Here is a 17,242-nt window from a genome sequence, read left to right on the forward strand (position 1 = left end):
TTTCAATAACCGAGCGGCGGCTCGACGAACGAGGGCAATGAAATGGCGGCAAAAGAAGAATGGTACGCAATCCGAACGGCGCCTGGCAGTCAGCGGATGGCGCGAGCGATCGAAGGCCTTCCGGCAAATCGGATCGGCGAAAGCATAATCGAGCGCAATCTGCGCAATGAGGGGATCGATGTCTACATGCCGGCCTATTGGCATGAGATCGTCCATCATCGCACAAACAAGATCATCGATCGTCGATTGCCGCTGCTTGTCGGATATGCCTTCGTTCATCTGCCGCGCCTCAATTTCGAAGAGGTGAGGGCAGTGGATGGCGTTATCTGCTTCCTCCGCGGCAACCATGATTTCGGCCCGGTGCGGTTCCGCGTCGACGACATCGCCGTTATGGCCGCAGAGGAGCTTCGCCGGCGTCAGGAGATCCGCCGTGAGAAGATCAGTCGCTTCGAAAAGGAGAAGTCCAGCCAGATCATGCATCTGAGGGGCAATCTGCGCAAAATCCTCAAGAAGGGCAGGTCGATCCGCTTCAACCTCAAAGAACAGGCTATGCTCGCCATCCAAAGCATGGACGAACAATCCAAGAACACTATTCTGGGGATACTGGCGGAGCTCGACAGCCTTGAGGCCTACGATGGACTTGCGGCAATCGACCGAGTTGCGTAGAATCACGCGTGAAAGTGATTTGCGTGGCTGTTCTGATCGCGGACCTCATGTCCTCCTTGGACGAGGGAATACTCGCCGGGCCATCTGCCTGACCATGCATCAGGCGCGATGGCAGAATTGCGCCTATTCGATTTCATCGATGCTAATGATGTTATTGGCAAGGAATTCCCTTATTTCCTTTGCGCGACCCACACTTGTACCGGTAGGGAGTCGCAGACGAATAGTCTTGTCGAACATCGACAAGCTGTCTCCAGTATACCGTTCGAGCGCTATGAACGGCGTTCCGTCGTCGAGGCCATTGGTCCGAAAGTGGGGCGTTGCGTTTTTTATTGTAGGCATCTCAATCCTCGTTCTGATCTTTATCGAGATAATCGTAAGGACAGATGCCGCAAGCATTCAATGTTTACGATGCTTTATCCCCGTTTCGATTTAGATCGGCGCCCCGAGAAGCTGCAATTCGGCGATACAGTCATATGCTTGAAGCGCGGGCCATCGCTGTTCGGTCTTACATAGCGCCCGCATTCAGGGCAAACATAGACAGAGCTCATCCGATGGATCGCATCATTAATGTGGCACTCTTCAAGCTCGCCCATCAGGTTCCGTCGCCTTGCCATAACCAATTTGGCCACCGGCATCTCCTTAGGGTGTTACCGCCATAAGATATGTTTGCGCGCCAATCGAAATGGCAGCGAAAACGGCACCCATTGCGTTGAGGGCAGAACCTAGCTTCATCCGTCGCACTAATGGAGCAGGAGGGCCATCCCAATACGTGGCGCTTAAAACGGGAGTCGTAATTGCAGAGGCAACCCAGGCCAATGCTGACAGAATGCCAAACCCGATTGAGACCCACGCCATCGTATTCGCTCCCCAAGATTAAGCTATGCCAGTCATGAAAAACGCCCGGCATGAGAAGTTCGCCCGCAACCGGCGATAAGGCAAGCCAGAATATGCGCCCATTGCCACCTGAGGACATTATCGATGACCCGAGCATTCGCTTCGAGCCTGCTCATGATCTTCTGGAATGGGCGCGCGCGATCTTCATCGACGAGACGGCTAGTCTCGTAAACAAGGATCACGCTCATCTCCGGGCAGCAACGATTGGCATGCTGTGGACCAACGTCGAGAATGGCAGGAACGGCCGTCGCATCATCGGTCAATGCGAGATGGGACTACCGCCGGCCAGCAAATGGTCGCGCGCCAGGATCGAACTTCAGCTCACCCAATGGTTCGGCCATGTGCCTGACTTCGTCCTCACCTTCGATGCGCATTATGCGTCCATCTGTTCGGATGCGGAGTTCTGCGCCTTGGTTGAGCATGAGCTTTATCACGCTGGCCAAGAGCGAGATGCCTTCGGCGCTCCCAAGTTCCGCAAGACCACCGGTCTGCCCGCATTCACCCTGAGAGGCCATGATGTCGAAGAATTCGTCGGCGTCGTTCGTCGCTATGGTGCAGATGCCGCCGGCGTCCGCGCGATGGTCGATGCTGCCAATCAAGAACCCGAGATCGCCAGAGTGCGGATCGCACATGCATGCGGCACCTGTCAGCTTAGGGTCGCGTAACTGACCGGAGCCTGACAATCGCATGGCCAAGGGCACGCTCAAGGATGAGGTGAAGACATTCATTGTCCAAAGCCTCGCATGTTTCGACACGCCTTCCGTTGTTGTGGAAGCGGTCAGGAAGGAATTCGGCGCGACAATCACTCGCCAGTCGGTGGAAGGCTACGATCCGACGAAGAAGGCCGGCAGCAACCTCGCAGAGAAGTGGCGGCTGTTGTTCGAAGAGACCCGCAAGACCTTCCTCGAAGACACCGCTTCGATTGCCATCAGCCACCGCGCCGTTCGCCTCCGCGCTCTTCAGCGCATGGCAGAAAAGGCCGAAGGGCAGGGCAATATGGTTCTGGCCTCCTCGCTCCTGAAGCAGGCGGCCGAAGAAGTCGGCGGCGCATACACCAATCGGCGCGAGATCACTGGCAAGGACGGCAAAGATCTGCCGACGCCTGTCTCTCCGGTGACCATCTTCCAGTTGCCCGACAATGGCAGGGGATGAGAAGGGCGCGGCAGCCCAGACGATTATCCGGCCGCAGCCCGGGCCACAGACGACCTTTCTGTCATCGCCGGCTGATATCGCCATCTATGGCGGAGCTGCCGGAGGTGGAAAAACGTGGGCGCTTCTCATGGAGCCGCTGCGTCATGTCAGCAATCCCGGGTTTGGCGCGGTCTTCTTCCGGCGCAACCTGACGCAGGTCCGAAACGAAGGTGGCCTCTGGGATGAAAGCGAGAAGCTCTACCCGCACCTGAGCGCTACTCCGCGGTCGGCGCCGGATTTGAGCTGGACCTTCCCGTCAGGGGCAGGCGTTGCCTTCGCTCACCTTGAGCATGAGAAGACGATCTACAACTGGCAGGGGTCACAGATCCCGCTCATCTGCTTCGACGAGTTGACGCATTTCTCGGCAAAGCAGTTCTGGTACATGCTTTCGCGAAACCGCTCCATGTGTGGGGTTCGCCCGTATGTACGAGCGACCTGCAACCCGGATGCGGATAGCTGGGTCGCGGAATTCATTTCGTGGTGGATCGATCAGGAAACCGGCATTGCGATCCCGGAGCGATCCGGCGTCCTGCGTTGGTTCATCCGCATCGGCGACACCATCATATGGGCCGATACTCCGGCAGAGCTTGCCCATCACGTCAATCCGTTGACGGGCGAGCCGATTCCGCCGAAGTCGGTAACGTTCATCCCAGCCAAGTTGAGCGACAATGCTCTCTTGCTGGCTGCGGATCCTGGCTACCTCGCAAACCTGATGGCCCAGCCGACGGTCGAGCGCGAACGTCTTCTTGGCGGTAACTGGAAGATCAGGCCTGCAGCCGGCCTCCTGTTCCGCCGCGGCTGGTGCGAAGTGGTCGATGCAATCCCGGCCGGCGCGCGATGGATGCGCGGCTGGGACTTCGGCGCCACGCCAAAGACCGAGAGCAACGATCCGGACTGGACGGCAGGAACGAAGATCGGAAAGCTGCCTGACGGCCGTTTTATCGTTGCGCATCACGTCAGGGACCGCTTGTCACCGTCCGGTGTCGAGCGCCTGCTCAAGAATACCGCGGATGCCGATGGCAAAGAGGTGCAAATCTCCCTGCCGCAAGATCCAGGGCAGGCTGGTAAATCGCAGGTAACGAACCTGACGAAGCTGCTCGTTGGATTCAATGTCAGGGCAACACCGGAATCCGGGGACAAGATCACGCGCTTCTCGCCGTTCTCGGCTCAAGCCGAAGCGGGAAATGTTCTGGTCTTGCGTGGACCATGGAATGAGGACTGGTTTTCATCGCTCGAAAGCTTCCCCGAAGCGACACACGATGACGACGCAGACAGCACGAGCCGCGCCTTCAATGCGCTCCTGAGTGCAAGCACCTTCACGCTTGCGAACGTTTGAGGTCTTATGGGAAACGTCATCACGCTCATGCGCGACAGCCTGACGAGCTTGGTTTCCCGTATGGGCACCAGCCGGGATAAGGCAGCAACCACATTCTATACCCATCCGATCCTGACCGATGAGCAGATCGTGGCGGCCTATCGCGGCTCTTGGCTGCCTCGGAAGATCGTCGATATCCCGGCGCTGGATAGCTGTCGCAAGTGGCGGAACTGGCAGGCCGATGACAAGCAGATCGAAGCCATCGAGGCGGAAGAGAAGCGGCTCAACGTCAAGGGGAAGGTGCTTGAGGCATCCAAAAAGGCCCGTCTCTGGGGCGGCGCGGCGCTTCTGATCGGTACCGGCGATGCTGACCCGTCGCTGCCGTTGGAGCCGGAGCGCGTCGGCAAGGAGGGGCTTCAATACCTCACGGTCATCACCCGACGCCATTTGGCGGCGGGCGAGATCGATCGTGATGTCTCGTCGGAGTGGTACGGCAAGCCGAAGGTCTATATGGTCAGCACGGCCAGCGGGACGCAGATCAATGTCCATCCGTCACGGCTGGTCATCTTCAGCGGTGCCATGGCCCCAGATCAGGATCTCGACGCCGCCATTGCCCAAGGCTGGGGCGAGAGCGTTCTGACGGCCACGCTCGACGCCATCAAGAATGCGGATGCTACGGCCGGCAACATCGCGTCGCTGATCTTCGAGGCGAAGATTGACATCATCAAGGTACCGAACTTCTCGGATAGCATCGGCAACCAAGCCTATGAGGATGCAGTGCTGCGCCGGTATCAACTGGCAAACACCGTGAAGGGCATCAACGGCACCCTGATCCTCGATGCTGAGGAAGACTATCAGAGCAAGACCGCTTCGCTCACCGGCCTGACCGACATCCTCATGGGCTTCATGCAGATCGTCTCTGGTGCCGCCGATATCCCGGTGACGCGCCTTCTCGGTCAGTCCCCGGCCGGCATGAACGCCACAGGCGAGAGCGACATGAAAAATTACCACGATCGCATCCAGTCCATGCAGGAGCTCGATTACACGCCTGCCATGAGCCGCCTGGACGAATGCATCATCCGATCGGCCACCGGTTCGCGAGACGAGAGCATCTATTATTCGTGGGCGCCGCTCGAACAAATGAGCGAGAAGGACAAGGCCGACATCTTCAAGACCAAGGCCGATGCGGCTCGGCAGCTCGTCGGTACCGCAAGCGGGCAGGAGATCATTCCGCGCGAGGCCCTTTCCGACGCTCTGGTCAACGCCCTCGTCGAGGATGGCTCATTGCCAGGCCTTGAAGCCGCCATTGAGGAATATGGCACGCTTGCCGAGAACCAGCCGAGCGAGGAAGAGATTGCAGCCGCCGCAGCAGCGCAGCAGGGCAACCAGCAACAGCAGAACGGGCAGCCGCGCCAGCAGCAGCAAGACGCCGAGCCAAAGTCGCTCTATGTGTCCCGCAACGTGCTCAACGCCGCCGATATCATCGCATGGGCAAAGGGCCAGGGCTTCGCTACCACGCTGCCCGCCGACAATCTGCATGTCACGGTCATGTATTCTCCCACGGCCGTCGATTGGATGGCGGCTGGACAGGATGCTTGGAACGACGAAGGCACGCTGACAATCCCGCCCGGTGGCCCGCGTGTCGTCTCGCAGTTCGGGCAGGGCGCGATCGTGATCGAGTTCTCCTCCGCTGCGCTGCAATGGAGGCATGAGGAGCTGAAGCGGATCGGTGCCGAGCCGACATATCCGAATTACAGCCCGCACATCACGTTCACGTATCAGCCTGGCGAAGTCGATATCGAGAAGGTCGAGCCCTACCGTGGCGTCATCGAGCTAGGGCCGGAGATCTTTGCAGAAGTGAGATCCGATTGGAACGCAACAATGAGCCAGGAGTAGCTTATTTTCTGACCTTCATAGGCTGACCCTTGAAGGTCTTGCGAAACATCTCCAGAACCTCTCTCTCCGCGCTCTCGTGGCTTGCATAAATCGGTTTCGTTTTTTCAAATGGCTCCTTAGCGTCGCCTGGCGAATAAACCTCGGCAAAATAGAGGCCTGTTTTGTCGTCAAATACTGTTTCGATGCGGAAAGTCGCGGTCATCTTTTCCCCCTTCTGTTTACTTCCCAAAATCTATTAGCCAATCAAAGCAGGTGCAACTATGAACTTCACCGACGCTGTAACCGTCGCGGGAACGCGCCGGCGCGATGACGGCTACCTCGTTGCCGATGCTCGCATCGCCCGCACTGGCATTCAGACCTATCTCGGCTCCGAAGTCGGCAAGCCGGAAATGAGCACTGTTCGCGTCCTCCGCCCCGGCTCCGAGGTCTTCGCCGAGGATACGATGAAGAGCGCCGCGCACCGGCCGGTGACGAATGATCATCCACCCGAGATGGTCACCTCCGACAACTGGAAGAAGTACGCCGTTGGGCAGACAGGCGACGAGGTTGCGGGCGAGGACATCTATATCCGCGTCCCCCTCATGGTCAGCGATGAATCGACCATCAAGGATATCGAGGCCGGAAAGCAAGAGCTGTCTGCCGGCTATACCTGCGATCTCGATTTCACGGCAGGAAAAACGCTCGCAGGCGAGGCCTACGACGCCGTTCAGCGCAACATCCGCATCAACCACGTTGCCGTTGTGCAGCGTGGCCGAGCGGGTTCGAAAGTCCGCATCGGAGATGGTGCGGCAGCATGGGGCATCGCCCCGATCGTAACTGACCATCGTCCCGAAAAGGAGAAGGACATGACCCTGAAGACGGTAACCGTCGATGGAATCCCGGTCGAGGTGACCGACCAGGGCGCCACGGTCATCGCCACGCTGCAGACGCGGCTTGCCGATGCCAACAAGAAGATCACCGATGCCGAAACCGCGCATCAGACTGCCATTGCGGCCAAGGATGCCGAACTGGCGAAGAAGGATGCTCAGATCGACGACCTGAACAAGAAGGTTCTGTCGGACGCCGATCTCGACAAGCGCGTCCAGGCTCGCGCCGATCTGGTCAACGTCGCCAAGGCAATCGCCAAGGACGTGAAGACCGAAGGCCTGTCGGATGCCGATATCCGCAAGGCAGTGGTGGTTGCCAAGGTCGGTGATGCAGCCATCGCCGGCAAAACCGCCGCCTACATCGATGCCCGCTTCGATCTCCTCGTCGAGGACGCGAAGAAGACGGCCGGCACCGATCCGCTCGCCAAGGCTCTTGCCGATGGCATCCAGCCCACCGCCGACGCCGACAAGGCCGCAACCGAAGCCTACCAGCAGATGGTTGCGGACATGAAGGCAGGCAAGGCCAACTAAGGAGACGCCTACCATGGCAACCTACCAGACCACTTACACGAACGCTCCTGCCAAGGGTCTGCACGGTCAGATCTCCTCGGAGGAGAAGTGCAACAAGATCAGCCGCACCGTCGAGGATGCGGCCGGGATCAAGTTCGGCGTCCCCGTCCAGCGCGGCGCCGGCGATCACGGCGTTGTCGCGATGTCGACGGGCAAGTTCCTCGGCATCGCGGTTCTCAACCCGGCCGTCCCGCCGAGCGCGACCAATCCGGATGCCTATCCGCAGTACTTCACCGGCGCCTTCATGACCATGGGCACGATGTATGTCACGGCCGGCGGTGCAGTCGCAGATGGTGGCGACGTCTACTACAACACCTCGACGGGCCGTTACGTCGGCGCGGCGGGAACCAACATCATCGGCCCCCTGCCGGATACCTTCTTCGAATCCACCGGCGCGAACGGTGACATCGTTGAAATCTCCGTCGGCCTCCGCCCGCTCACGCCTGCCGCGTAACCGAACACGAAAGGACACCAGACAATGAACCAGATCGTGCGCCAGCATTTTGCCGATGCTCAGGCTGCGATGCCCTTCGTGATCGCGCAGGGCCGCAACATCGAAACCCGCATCTACCAGCGGCGTTATCCGACCTTCAACTACGGCGCTCACGTGCCCGTCGTGACGGAAGGAAACGAATGGGCGATCGGCACCACGTTCTTCACCGTCGATACCGCGGGCGAGGCGAAGTTCCTCTCCGGCGCCGGTACCGACATGCCGTTCAATCAAGCAACGAAGGACATGGCAAGCCATGACTTCGCCATGATCGGCTCCGGCTGGGAATGGAACCTGGAAGAGGTCAATCAGGCGGCGCTCTACGGCATCGACCTGAATGGCACCAAGGCTCTTTCTGCCGCCGACAAGGTCGAGCGCCTGCTCAACTCCATTGCCATGATCGGCTCTACGGAGAAGAACTGGACCGGCTTCGTCAACGCCCCGGGCGTCTCCCGCGGCGACGTAGCGGCCGATGGTACCGGCAACGTCACGTTCTGGTCGGCTAAGACGCCGGATCAGATCCTCCGCGACGTCAACGATCTGCTTTCTAGCGTGCGCACCAATACGCTGGAAGTGGAGTGGGCTGATAGCTTGCGCCTGCCGCCTGCTGCCTTCCGTATGATCGCCACGGCCCGCATGGGTGCAGGCGACGGCACCTTGACCGTGCTGGAATATCTGCGGAAGAACAATATCTACACGGCAGAAACAGGCCAGCCGCTCGATATCCAGCCGCTGCGCGAGCTTGCAACCGCATCGCAGGATGGCGGCGGCCGTATGGTCGTCTATCGGCGTGATCCGGAAGTACTGCGTTTCCACCTGCCGATGCCCCGCCGCGTGCTGCAGCCGCGCCAGAAGTCCATCATGGGCTTCGAGACCGGCATCATCGCCCGTACGGGCGGTACCGAAGTTCGTCTCCCCGGCGCGATGGCCTACGGCGACGAAATCACCCCGGCACCGTAACGGAGGGATTGGCCCATGAAGGTCACCAACACCAGCAAAGCCCCGCAAGGTGTGTGGGCAAAGAGCGGTACCGTCTACATCGCGCCTGGCGAAACGAAGGATGTCGATCTTTCGGATGACGGCCTGAAGCGGGCCAAGGCTCTTCCCTTTCTGGAAGTGGAAGAGGCGAAGCCTGCAAAGGCGGCGGACAAGTAAATAATTGCCCGGCGGGCGACTGCCGGGCACCAACCCACCGGAGAATGACATGGCTGGATACGGCGATAATCAAGGCTTCCGCGACTATGCGGCCGGCGCTGGCTATGTCATCCCCGATGATACGACCGATGACCAGATTGCCGCAGCACGCCAGCGCGGCGCTCTCGTGATCGATCGGTATGAGATGCGGTTCAGCGGTACCCGCACCGGTGGATACGCACAGGAACGAGCATGGCCGCGCACCGGCGCCGTTACCTACTACGGTGATGCGATCCCTTCGGATGTCATTCCGGTGGCGATCATCAACGCCTCGTACGAAGCAGCCTTTCTTGAGCTGACAAACCCCGGCAGCCTGTCGCCCGTCGTCACCGCCTCGGAGAACGTCAAGCGCGAGAAGGTCGGGCAGTTGGAGGTTGAATATCAGCAGGCATCGTCCAGCGCGACCCCGGCTGATCTCGTGGCTTTGGCAACGCCGGTCGTCACCGCCATCGAAACGCTGCTGTGGCTCTACCTGCGCCCATGCCTGCCGGGGATATTGGCTGTCTGATGGCAAACGCTCTCTACACCCGCCTGCAGGCGACGGCCAAGCGCCTGATCGAGAAGTATGGGCAGAATGGCGTCGTCAAGCGCGTGACGCCTCCAGACCCGATCTTAGGCGGCGACGGTACCGTGACGCCGTACGCGGCCAAGCTCGTGCCGATGAGCTACGAACAGCGCTATGTCGACGGTACCACGATACTCGCCAATGACCGGCAGATCTATATCTCGTCGGTCGGGCTCGCCGTCGTACCTCAAGTCGGCGACATCGTTTCGGCCGGTGACGTGGACTATCACGTCGTCGATGCCGATCCGAATAACTATGACGGCGTGACGAATGTCGTATTCATTGTGCAGGGGAGAATAGTATGAGCGCCGTCGAACCGAAGAAGTTCTACAAGGTGCAGAACGCCGATCCCATGCGGATCATGGCATTTCTCATCGATCTCTACGGCATCAAGATTGCCGATGATATCGCCAAGCATGTGGCATCGGACGAGCCGACGCCCTCAGTCGTTTACCCGCGCTACTAGGAGAAAGCCTATGCTGACACGTCGAGGCCTTTTCGGCTTCGCAGCTGGCGGCGCAGTTGCCGCGCCAACGCTGCTCAAAGGTGAACAAGCAAGGGCGACGGCCATATCTCTGGCGAGAGCCATGCCGCTCATACAAGGCGAGGCTCTGCTTGAGCCTCCGAAATCTCTCTCGGTTTCTATTCAGGGTGCCGAAGGTGACGCCCACGTCCGCCAGTTCATCCGCCAAGCCGTCGCGCAGGCGCTAGCGGAATACAGCGATCAGCAGCGCCGTGGGGGCTTCAGTACAAGTTTCGGAGGCTCGGCCCATCGTTCCAGCTATGGGAGCCGGAAGGCCTGATGCCAACTCTTCGCCAACAGCTTGACGACCTGATCGAAAAGCTGTCGCCGGACATGGAGAAGGCCTTCCATGCGGCGATAGCCAATCTCAAGGATGAGATCATCCTTCGCGAGCTGGTCGACCGCTTGGAGCGCCACGATATCCAAGGCGCGCTTGAGGCCTTGCATATCGAACCGGCGGCATTTCAGCCGCTCGCTGAAGCGGTCCGCACGGCTTACAATAGCGGCGGCTCGCTGGTTTCTAGCACGTTCCCACAACTGTTCACACCTCAAGGCTCGCGTGTCGTGTTTCGATGGGACGTCCGCAACCAAGGCGCCGAAGCGAATATCCGTGATCTGTCATCTACGATGATCACGAATGTTTCGGAAGGCACGATCGAGGCGGCTCGTCAGACCATCGTCGAGGGATATTCGCGCGGGCAGGGGCCAAACACGATTGCTCTCGATCTGGTCGGCCGGAAGAATGCCGTCACCGGCAAGCGAGAAGGCGGCGTCATCGGCCTCAATGCCCCGCAAGCGGAGCTGATCGAGCGGACGCGGACCAATCTCGCCTCGGGCGATCCGGCCTTGATGGCGAAATATCTCGGATTGCAGACGCGCGACAAACGCCTCGATGGCGCCGTGAAGAAGGCCATCGCTGCCGAAAAACCTTTGGACAAGGCAACGCTCGACAAGGTGTTGATGCGCCTTCGGGATAATAATCTTCGCCTTCGTGGTGAGATGATTGCCCGAACCGAGACGCTGACATCTGTCATGGCAGCGAAGCATGAGAGCTTCCGCCAGGCAACGGCAAAGGCCAATCGGGATGAAAGCCTGATCACCCGGAAGTGGCGATCGGCCGGTGATAACCGGGTGCGGCATACGCATCAGATTCTCAACGGCCAGGAGGTCAAGGGACTGGACTTGCCATTCCATTCGCCGTCGGGCGCTCTCATGCGCTATCCCGGTGATACCTCGCTCGGAGCTGGTGCAAACGAGATTGTCGCTTGCCGGTGCGACTGCGAATACAGTTTCAACTTCGCCGAGGCTTATGCCCGCTCGCGAGGACGCTGATGGCAAACGAGGGCCAATCTTTCGCTGCTCAGGTCAGTGCTTGGGCATCGGCGGAAATGGAGCGCGCGGAAGCAGTCTATCAGACCGCAGCTCAGACCGTCGCCAATGAGGTGAGAACGCCAGTCGCCGCCGGCGGCCGGATGCCCGTGAAGACTGGCAATCTTCGTCGCTCGCTGATGGCGTCAACGTCCGCGATGCCTACGATTATCGAAGGCAAGCAGGAGTTCACGGACAATCCGGTTGAACTGGTGATTGCCGGCGCTCAGTTGGGCGGCACTATCTATCTCGGGTTTCAGGCGGCTTACGCGGCCCGCATGAATTATGGGTTCGTGGGCCAGGATAGCTTAGGCCGGTCATACAATCAGGCTGGGTTTGGTTTTGTTGATGCCGTGGCGCAGCGCTGGCCGCAGATCGTGGCCGAAGCCGAAACTACGGTTCGCGGTCGCTTCGAGGGCGGTTCTCAGCCAGCATAATTAGCATCGCGCGCTGGATCAGGTCCGTGTTGCGCAGGAAGAGGTCAATCACCGCCTGGCCGCCTTCGGTCGCGCCTTTCTCGCGCTTGAATAGGCCGTGAGCCTGGTCGAGCAGGGCATATATCTCGCGATCGGTCAGCGGTTCATCGGCCATGCGCCAAGGGTTATCAGATGGCCGACAGCATTGAAAAGAAAATCTATCAGGCGTTGCTCTTGAAGGTGCAGGCGCTGCCATTGCCAACGGGCATGACGCAGGCGGCAAACGTCGTGCTTCCGGGCGTGACATTCACGCCGACGGCTACCACGAAGTTCATCAGCGTCGAGGTCCACTTCAACCGCTCGATCGAGACAGATCTCTCGCTCGTGCTCGATCCGATCCGCCAGGGCTTCATGCGCTGCAATGTTATGTGGCCGAAAGGTACGGCACTTGTCGATGGCGTCGATCTCGCCGGCAGCATCGCCGCGTTCTTCAAGCGCGGGACGAAGCTTCTGCGCACCGACACGCAAGTCCGCATCGATGAGGCGCCCGAGGTTGGCGTCGTCGTGACCGGCGACACGCATCAGACGATCCCGGTCACCATACGGTGGACGTGCTATCCGCAAGCTCCGGCCTGATTGGCCTGCCGTCCTTCCGCGCCTTCGGCAAGCGCAATCAGACACTTGAAAGGAAACTCTCATGCAACTTTATCCTGTTGCAGGCGCGAAGATTTATATCGGGCCGGCTGGCACTGTCCCGGACGATGATGTCGACGCCTCCGATTTCGCTTCCATCACTTGGACCGAAATCAAGGGCTGGCAGACAATGGGTTCGGTTGGCGATACCGCAACGCTGATCACCGAAGCCGTCATTTCCGCAAAACGCGACCTGAAGGCGAAGGGCACCCGCAACGCCGGTTCGATGCAGAACAACTTCATCATTCTGCCGACCGATCCGGGCCAGATCGCCCTCATCGCCGCCGAAGCGACCGAGCACAACTATCCCTTCAAGATCGAGTTCGATGACGCGCCGGCCGGCACCGCCCCGACGCCGACGATCAAGTATTTCTACGGGATCGTCATGTCTGCGAACGAGCAGGGCGGCGGCGCCAACACCGGGCGCCTCCTCCAGGGCAACATCGAAGTCAATTCCAACGTCGTCACCGTCGCTCCGACGGCCGGCCCGTAAGAGGAGCTTTCATGGCTGAGAAGGTCAAAGAGGTGCAGGAAGCACAAGGCGCTGATTTCGGCGTTTTCGACGCGTTCCTCAAGGCCCAGGAAGACGGAATATCAGTTGATATCGTGGCGCCCAACAATAAGCCAATCGGCTTGCAGATCGTGGTCTGCGGACCCGACAGCGACAGAATGCAGAAGGCGATGATCGAGGTAGCGTCGGAATTCGCCGCAGAGGCCGCTAAGCGGGACGATCTCGGTGATGAGCCGCCTGACGCTGCCGATAAGCGGATGATCGCAATCCTCGCCAAGGCCTCTATATCTTGGGGGCCGAAGGATCCTATCGTTGACGGCGTGCCGCTGGCTTTCAACGAAGCGAATGTGAAGCTGCTGCTGACAAAATATCGCTTCGTCCGCGATCAGCTTGAGTTCAAGGCCAAGCGCCGCACGTCTTTTATGCAAGGCTGATCGTTCGGCTCTGCCGCTGCATCCGCGATCAGCACCAAGGCAAGAAAGTCCGCGTCCCGGCTGCCGGGGCGCATATATGGGCATGGTTCAGGGAACTGGACCGAGCCCGTGCCTCCAACGGGTACGGGCTTAACCCGCTTTCCTATTCAGACATCGACGCATGGGCCAGGCTGCGGCGCATATCGCTGCTGTCCTGGCACCTCGACGCGCTGATCTCAATGGATGGGCAGCGGCTGAAGCTGCTCTACGAGAAGACGGAAGCCGAAACCGAGGACAAGCCCAAGGTTTCGGAACGGCCACTGACAGCGCGATTGTTCGACGCGCTGTTCCCCATGAAAAGCAAGAGGAAATAGGATGACCGAGGCGAGGCTTGGCTTTGCGATCGACAGCTCACAGGCTGCCGGCGCTGCTTCCGATCTCGACAGGCTTACTGCATCTGCAGGCAAGGCAGAACAGGCGGCCAATAAGGTCAGCCTCGCCGCCACCAAGGCAAGCCGCGGCTTCACTGATGTTTCGCCAGCGCTTGAGCGGGTCATCGCGGGGATTTCGCGTCTCGAAGCCGTGGCGAATTCAATCGATCAGCGCCTCGCAGCAATGGCAAAGGGAGCCCAGAGCGCCGCTGCAGCAAACCGTATGCTTGCCGATAGCACCAATAGCGTTCAGGCAGCACAGTCGAAGGGAAGCAATGCTTCGGCCTTGGCAACAGCCGCTATCACTCGCCAGACCCAAGCCGTTGAAAAGCTTGCTGCCGCGAACAAGCGCGCCGCTCAGTCTGCGGCAAATAACAACGAGCTGTCCGAGGGCAATCGGCGGTTCATTGGCCGCGACATCGCCTTTCAGGCGCAAGACGTCATCACCACAGCATTCGGCGGCATGAGCCCGAAAATGATCGCCCTGCAGCAGGGAACGCAGATCGCCGGCGCTGTGCAGGGGCTGACTTTAAAGCAAACCGGCGCGGCTTTGGCTGGGGCTTTCGGAAATCTGCTCAACCCGATCTCGCTCGCGGCGATCGCTTTGACCGGCCTTTCTGCTACTGCAATTCAGTTCTTCATCAACGGCGCGAACAAGGCAAAGTCGCTCGACGACGCGATGAAGGACACCGCCGCAACGCTCGACCTTTTGAAGGACAAGTATGGCGACCTCGCAAAGGTATCGGCGAGCGTTACCAGTGTCGGCGGCAATTCCTTCGTGCTTTCCGATGCGCGGACGCAGCAGATCGCGCTCAATGCGACGCTGCGGCAGCAGTTGGGCGGCTTTCTCGGCGCTACCAACGACACGTCCCTGACGGGCTATGCGTTCAGCGCCAATAGCATGGAGAACGTCAAGAGCCTGCAGAACCTTTCAGGGAGCCTGAAGCAGTTTTCCGGACCGGTTCAGGCTCTCCTGAACACCGTCAAAACCGGCACGACGCCGCTCGACGAGTTCAATAGGCAGGTCGAGGATCTCTATGCCAATCTGGTGAAGACGTCGAGCGATCCTCAGGGATTGCGCGGCGCGGCTGATGCGGTCGAATCCTTGGCCGATGCTGCGTTCTCCGTTACCGGCAAGTTCAAGCCGTTTCAGGATGCCATCAACGTCTTGAAGGTTCAGGGCGTCGATGGTCTTGCAGCGTTTGCAGATCAGGTTCATCGGATCGGCGAAGAGAAGGGCATCTCCAAGCTCGCCGACGAGCTGATTTCGAAGGGCGGCGATATCGTCAAGCTTGCCCAGCAGGCCGAAACGCTGCGCCGCACGCTGCAGGCGATCGATCGAGAAGATACCCGGCCCGGCTTGCGCGACCGCGACAATCTGCAGGCCTATGTTGCCCGTCGTGCCGTTGATCTACGCCGTCTCAATGAGCAGTTCAGCGCAGATCAACAGCAGCAGGACGCGAGAACCTTTTCCGAACGGCTGGCGGCTGCCGAACGTGTGTCTAGGGCACAGCGTCCGGCGAACGCGGATGAAGGCGGCGGCGCCGATGCGCGAGCCGCGCGTGCGGTCGAAGCAGAAAGGAACCGGCAGGCTCGTGAGCTTCGAGATGCGGCATTCAACCGTTCGCTTTCCATGCAATCGGCCCTTGCCGATCAGCAGCAGGAAATCGACCTCATCGGCAAGACAGGTGCCGAACAGGCAGCCCTACAGAAGCAATACGAGCTGACATCACAGATCCGTCAGGAGGCTATCAAGAACGGCATCGAGGCCGAGGGCCGGATCAACGAGGTTTACGGCGAGGAACTGAAGAACATCCAGGCGGTCGCGGCTGAATATGGCCGCTATGTCGCAATGCGCAATCAGGCAACCTTTGATTTCGAGTTCGGGCGGTCCAAAGCCGATGCCCGCCTTTCGGATCGAGATCGCCAGATCGTGCAGACGCAGCGGCAATATGGCCTGCCAGAGAACCCGAACGACGCGAATGGCCGTGCCATCGGCTCGCAGCTCGATTGGCAGGATGCCAAGAATACCGCAAAGCAGTTCGGCTCCGCTTTCAGTAATGAGCTGATCTCCGGCAGCCATAACCTCGGTAAGGCCTTCCTCAAAGGCTTCCAGACCTCCATTGAAAATGAGGCTCAGAAGCTATGGAGCAAGCTGTTCGACAGCCTTGGAAATGTGTTCGCTGATTGGCTTACCGGCTCGAAAGGATCGGGCGGAACGCAAGCGAGCGCGGCAAACGGCATTGAAGCTATTGGGGCAAAAATACTTGGCGGTGGTACCTCCGGCGCTGCGGCAGTCGCGGCTCCGACGACACAAACTGGTGTAGCAGCGCAGGCTTGGAACTTCTTCGCCTCAAAGGGACTGCAACCGCATCAGATTGCGGGCGTTCTGGGAAATATTAGTGCTGAAAGCGGCTTCAATCCGAATGCGGTCGGTGATGCTGGAAAGGCTTTCGGCTTGTTCCAGAACCATGCCGCTCGCGGCGGCGGAAGCAGCCTTCTCGCCAGTGGTGCAACGGGTCAGCTAGAGCATGCTTGGTCGGAACTGCAGGGACCAGAGAATAGGGCCTTCCAGGCATTGATGAAGTCGACCGACGTTCGTGGCGCGACTGCCGCGTTTGCTGGCTTCGAACGTCCGCGCGGCTTTTCTTGGGGCAATCCGGAGGGTGCCGACAATTTCTCGGGCCGGCTGAATGCGGCGAACGACGCATTGAACAGGTTCGGGAGTACAACCAACCAAGCTGCTCAGGGTCTCGGAACGCTTGGCAATGGCCTCGGGCAGCTTGGCACTTCGCTCGGAAGCAGCGCAGCGAGCGCCGCGTCAGGCGGCGGTGGCGGCCTGTTCGAATGGCTCGGCAATTTGTTCAAGCCTGCCGCATCTATGGCTGGGTTTGACATCGGATCGAACATGGTGCCCTTCAAGGGCTTCGCCACCGGCACGAACTACGCCCCCGGCGGCCCTGCTATCGTGGGCGAAAACGGCCCGGAGCTTCTGGACCTGCCGCAAGGATCTCAGGTCACCAGCAGCCATAAATTGATGTCGGCACTTGCTGCGAACGCCAACCAGCCACGCCAAAACCAGACGCTCATGGTGAATGTCGAGGGCGCCAACGGCGATGAGCATGTCCGCTCGCTCGTTCAGCAAGGCGTCGGTGCGGCTCTCAGCGAATACAACACTCAGCAGCGCCGGGGCGGCTTTGGCGTTCTGCAGGCTCGATACGGAAATCAGAAGGGGTAACG

At 59.7% G+C, this 17,242-nt stretch carries 21 protein-coding genes; 19 read left to right on the plus strand and 2 right to left on the minus strand.

The annotated features are described in order from the left end of the window. Positions 1 to 42: 42 nt before the first annotated feature. The 5 genes from FBZ97_RS05065 to FBZ97_RS05085 all read left to right on the plus strand — a co-directional run bounded on the left by FBZ97_RS05065 (position 43) and on the right by FBZ97_RS05085 (position 5,962). Positions 43 to 666, plus strand: a complete 624-nt coding sequence (locus FBZ97_RS05065; protein WP_145316937.1) for a transcription termination/antitermination NusG family protein — start codon at positions 43 to 45, stop codon at positions 664 to 666. Between the two features lie 905 nt (positions 667 to 1,571). Next, complete coding sequence (locus FBZ97_RS05070; protein WP_246661694.1) at positions 1,572 to 2,225, plus strand: putative metallopeptidase; 654 nt, start codon at positions 1,572 to 1,574, stop codon at positions 2,223 to 2,225. Positions 2,226 to 2,247: 22 nt separating this feature from the next. Beyond that, positions 2,248 to 2,712, plus strand: coding sequence for a DUF2280 domain-containing protein (locus FBZ97_RS05075; RefSeq protein WP_145316939.1), 465 nt, complete (start codon positions 2,248 to 2,250; stop codon positions 2,710 to 2,712). Then, positions 2,699 to 4,087, plus strand: a complete 1,389-nt coding sequence (gene terL / locus FBZ97_RS05080) for a phage terminase large subunit (RefSeq protein ID WP_145316941.1) — start codon at positions 2,699 to 2,701, stop codon at positions 4,085 to 4,087. Before FBZ97_RS05075 ends, terL begins: the two co-directional genes overlap by 14 nt. A 6-nt stretch (positions 4,088 to 4,093) precedes the next feature. Continuing rightward, entirely contained in the window at positions 4,094 to 5,962 is a 1,869-nt protein-coding gene (locus FBZ97_RS05085) for a phage portal protein (RefSeq protein WP_145316943.1), read from the plus strand. A 1-nt stretch (position 5,963) separates the two neighbouring features. On the opposite strand, the gene FBZ97_RS05090 is transcribed toward FBZ97_RS05085, so the two are convergent. Then, entirely contained in the window at positions 5,964 to 6,164 is a 201-nt protein-coding gene (locus FBZ97_RS05090) for a hypothetical protein (protein WP_145316945.1), read from the minus strand. A gap of 58 nt (positions 6,165 to 6,222) precedes the next feature. Here FBZ97_RS05090 and FBZ97_RS05095 point away from each other — a divergent pair, with 58 nt between their 5' ends. From FBZ97_RS05095 to FBZ97_RS05135, 10 genes are read left to right on the plus strand one after another with little or no spacing between them, the layout of a single operon-like run. Next, entirely contained in the window at positions 6,223 to 7,359 is a 1,137-nt protein-coding gene (locus FBZ97_RS05095) for a DUF2213 domain-containing protein (RefSeq protein ID WP_145316947.1), read from the plus strand. Between the two features lie 13 nt (positions 7,360 to 7,372). Beyond that, the gene (locus tag FBZ97_RS05100; protein ID WP_145316949.1) at positions 7,373 to 7,852 is read left to right on the plus strand and encodes a hypothetical protein; all 480 of its coding nucleotides are present in this window, start codon (positions 7,373 to 7,375) and stop codon (positions 7,850 to 7,852) included. A gap of 24 nt (positions 7,853 to 7,876) precedes the next feature. Then, positions 7,877 to 8,848, plus strand: a complete 972-nt coding sequence (locus FBZ97_RS05105; protein ID WP_145316951.1) for a DUF2184 domain-containing protein — start codon at positions 7,877 to 7,879, stop codon at positions 8,846 to 8,848. 15 nt (positions 8,849 to 8,863) lie between these two features. Next, entirely contained in the window at positions 8,864 to 9,043 is a 180-nt protein-coding gene (locus tag FBZ97_RS05110; RefSeq protein WP_145316953.1) for a hypothetical protein, read from the plus strand. A gap of 49 nt (positions 9,044 to 9,092) precedes the next feature. After that, positions 9,093 to 9,590, plus strand: a complete 498-nt coding sequence (locus tag FBZ97_RS05115) for a DnaT-like ssDNA-binding protein (RefSeq protein WP_145316955.1) — start codon at positions 9,093 to 9,095, stop codon at positions 9,588 to 9,590. Then, positions 9,590 to 9,952: a hypothetical protein gene (locus FBZ97_RS05120; protein ID WP_145316957.1), complete on the plus strand. Its 363-nt coding sequence runs from the start codon at positions 9,590 to 9,592 to the stop codon at positions 9,950 to 9,952. Before FBZ97_RS05115 ends, FBZ97_RS05120 begins: the two co-directional genes overlap by 1 nt. Then, complete coding sequence (locus FBZ97_RS34295) at positions 9,949 to 10,113, plus strand: hypothetical protein (protein WP_156090742.1); 165 nt, start codon at positions 9,949 to 9,951, stop codon at positions 10,111 to 10,113. The genes FBZ97_RS05120 and FBZ97_RS34295 overlap by 4 nt, the downstream gene beginning before the upstream one ends. A gap of 10 nt (positions 10,114 to 10,123) precedes the next feature. Continuing rightward, complete coding sequence (locus FBZ97_RS05125; protein WP_145316960.1) at positions 10,124 to 10,450, plus strand: hypothetical protein; 327 nt, start codon at positions 10,124 to 10,126, stop codon at positions 10,448 to 10,450. After that, positions 10,450 to 11,502 carry a phage minor head protein gene (locus FBZ97_RS05130; RefSeq protein WP_145316962.1) on the plus strand — a complete coding sequence of 351 codons (1,053 nt, stop codon included), beginning with the start codon at positions 10,450 to 10,452 and terminating at the stop codon, positions 11,500 to 11,502. Before FBZ97_RS05125 ends, FBZ97_RS05130 begins: the two co-directional genes overlap by 1 nt. Further along, positions 11,502 to 11,975 (plus strand): hypothetical protein, encoded by a 474-nt coding sequence (locus FBZ97_RS05135; RefSeq protein ID WP_246661695.1) that lies wholly within the window; start codon positions 11,502 to 11,504, stop codon positions 11,973 to 11,975. Before FBZ97_RS05130 ends, FBZ97_RS05135 begins: the two co-directional genes overlap by 1 nt. On the opposite strand, the gene FBZ97_RS05140 is transcribed toward FBZ97_RS05135, so the two are convergent. Beyond that, positions 11,932 to 12,129 carry a hypothetical protein gene (locus FBZ97_RS05140; RefSeq protein WP_145316964.1) on the minus strand — a complete coding sequence of 66 codons (198 nt, stop codon included), beginning with the start codon at positions 12,127 to 12,129 and terminating at the stop codon, positions 11,932 to 11,934. The two genes, FBZ97_RS05135 and FBZ97_RS05140, sit on opposite strands and share 44 nt — an antisense overlap. A gap of 17 nt (positions 12,130 to 12,146) precedes the next feature. On the opposite strand from FBZ97_RS05140, the gene FBZ97_RS05145 reads away from it, so the two are divergent. The 4 genes from FBZ97_RS05145 (at position 12,147) to FBZ97_RS05160 (ending at position 17,240) form a co-directional block, all read left to right on the plus strand. Then, entirely contained in the window at positions 12,147 to 12,590 is a 444-nt protein-coding gene (locus tag FBZ97_RS05145; RefSeq protein WP_145316966.1) for a phage tail terminator-like protein, read from the plus strand. A gap of 61 nt (positions 12,591 to 12,651) precedes the next feature. After that, the gene (locus FBZ97_RS05150) at positions 12,652 to 13,140 is read left to right on the plus strand and encodes a hypothetical protein (protein WP_145316968.1); all 489 of its coding nucleotides are present in this window, start codon (positions 12,652 to 12,654) and stop codon (positions 13,138 to 13,140) included. Positions 13,141 to 13,151: 11 nt separating this feature from the next. Beyond that, complete coding sequence (locus FBZ97_RS05155; RefSeq protein ID WP_145316970.1) at positions 13,152 to 13,592, plus strand: hypothetical protein; 441 nt, start codon at positions 13,152 to 13,154, stop codon at positions 13,590 to 13,592. 354 nt (positions 13,593 to 13,946) lie between these two features. Continuing rightward, positions 13,947 to 17,240: a phage tail tip lysozyme gene (locus tag FBZ97_RS05160; protein ID WP_145316972.1), complete on the plus strand. Its 3,294-nt coding sequence runs from the start codon at positions 13,947 to 13,949 to the stop codon at positions 17,238 to 17,240. The last annotated feature ends 2 nt before the right edge of the window (positions 17,241 to 17,242 follow it).

It is taken from the genome of Rhizobium sp. ERR 942 (genome assembly GCF_007828395.1).
Classification (GTDB): Bacteria; Pseudomonadota; Alphaproteobacteria; order Rhizobiales; family Rhizobiaceae; genus Rhizobium; species Rhizobium dioscoreae.

Bases quoted from the DNA above. Each gene is read 5' to 3' on its own strand.
- FBZ97_RS05065 (WP_145316937.1), top strand. From the start codon at position 43: ATGGCGGCAAAAGAAGAATGGTACGCAATCCGAACGGCGCCTGGCAGT.
- FBZ97_RS05070 (WP_246661694.1), top strand. From the start codon at position 1,572: ATGAGAAGTTCGCCCGCAACCGGCGATAAGGCAAGCCAGAATATGCGC.
- FBZ97_RS05075 (WP_145316939.1), top strand. From the start codon at position 2,248: ATGGCCAAGGGCACGCTCAAGGATGAGGTGAAGACATTCATTGTCCAA.
- terL (WP_145316941.1), top strand. From the start codon at position 2,699: ATGGCAGGGGATGAGAAGGGCGCGGCAGCCCAGACGATTATCCGGCCG.
- FBZ97_RS05085 (WP_145316943.1), top strand. From the start codon at position 4,094: ATGGGAAACGTCATCACGCTCATGCGCGACAGCCTGACGAGCTTGGTT.
- FBZ97_RS05090 (WP_145316945.1), bottom strand. From the start codon at position 6,164: ATGACCGCGACTTTCCGCATCGAAACAGTATTTGACGACAAAACAGGC.
- FBZ97_RS05095 (WP_145316947.1), top strand. From the start codon at position 6,223: ATGAACTTCACCGACGCTGTAACCGTCGCGGGAACGCGCCGGCGCGAT.
- FBZ97_RS05100 (WP_145316949.1), top strand. From the start codon at position 7,373: ATGGCAACCTACCAGACCACTTACACGAACGCTCCTGCCAAGGGTCTG.
- FBZ97_RS05105 (WP_145316951.1), top strand. From the start codon at position 7,877: ATGAACCAGATCGTGCGCCAGCATTTTGCCGATGCTCAGGCTGCGATG.
- FBZ97_RS05110 (WP_145316953.1), top strand. From the start codon at position 8,864: ATGAAGGTCACCAACACCAGCAAAGCCCCGCAAGGTGTGTGGGCAAAG.
- FBZ97_RS05115 (WP_145316955.1), top strand. From the start codon at position 9,093: ATGGCTGGATACGGCGATAATCAAGGCTTCCGCGACTATGCGGCCGGC.
- FBZ97_RS05120 (WP_145316957.1), top strand. From the start codon at position 9,590: ATGGCAAACGCTCTCTACACCCGCCTGCAGGCGACGGCCAAGCGCCTG.
- FBZ97_RS34295 (WP_156090742.1), top strand. From the start codon at position 9,949: ATGAGCGCCGTCGAACCGAAGAAGTTCTACAAGGTGCAGAACGCCGAT.
- FBZ97_RS05125 (WP_145316960.1), top strand. From the start codon at position 10,124: ATGCTGACACGTCGAGGCCTTTTCGGCTTCGCAGCTGGCGGCGCAGTT.
- FBZ97_RS05130 (WP_145316962.1), top strand. From the start codon at position 10,450: ATGCCAACTCTTCGCCAACAGCTTGACGACCTGATCGAAAAGCTGTCG.
- FBZ97_RS05135 (WP_246661695.1), top strand. From the start codon at position 11,502: ATGGCAAACGAGGGCCAATCTTTCGCTGCTCAGGTCAGTGCTTGGGCA.
- FBZ97_RS05140 (WP_145316964.1), bottom strand. From the start codon at position 12,129: ATGGCCGATGAACCGCTGACCGATCGCGAGATATATGCCCTGCTCGAC.
- FBZ97_RS05145 (WP_145316966.1), top strand. From the start codon at position 12,147: ATGGCCGACAGCATTGAAAAGAAAATCTATCAGGCGTTGCTCTTGAAG.
- FBZ97_RS05150 (WP_145316968.1), top strand. From the start codon at position 12,652: ATGCAACTTTATCCTGTTGCAGGCGCGAAGATTTATATCGGGCCGGCT.
- FBZ97_RS05155 (WP_145316970.1), top strand. From the start codon at position 13,152: ATGGCTGAGAAGGTCAAAGAGGTGCAGGAAGCACAAGGCGCTGATTTC.
- FBZ97_RS05160 (WP_145316972.1), top strand. From the start codon at position 13,947: ATGACCGAGGCGAGGCTTGGCTTTGCGATCGACAGCTCACAGGCTGCC.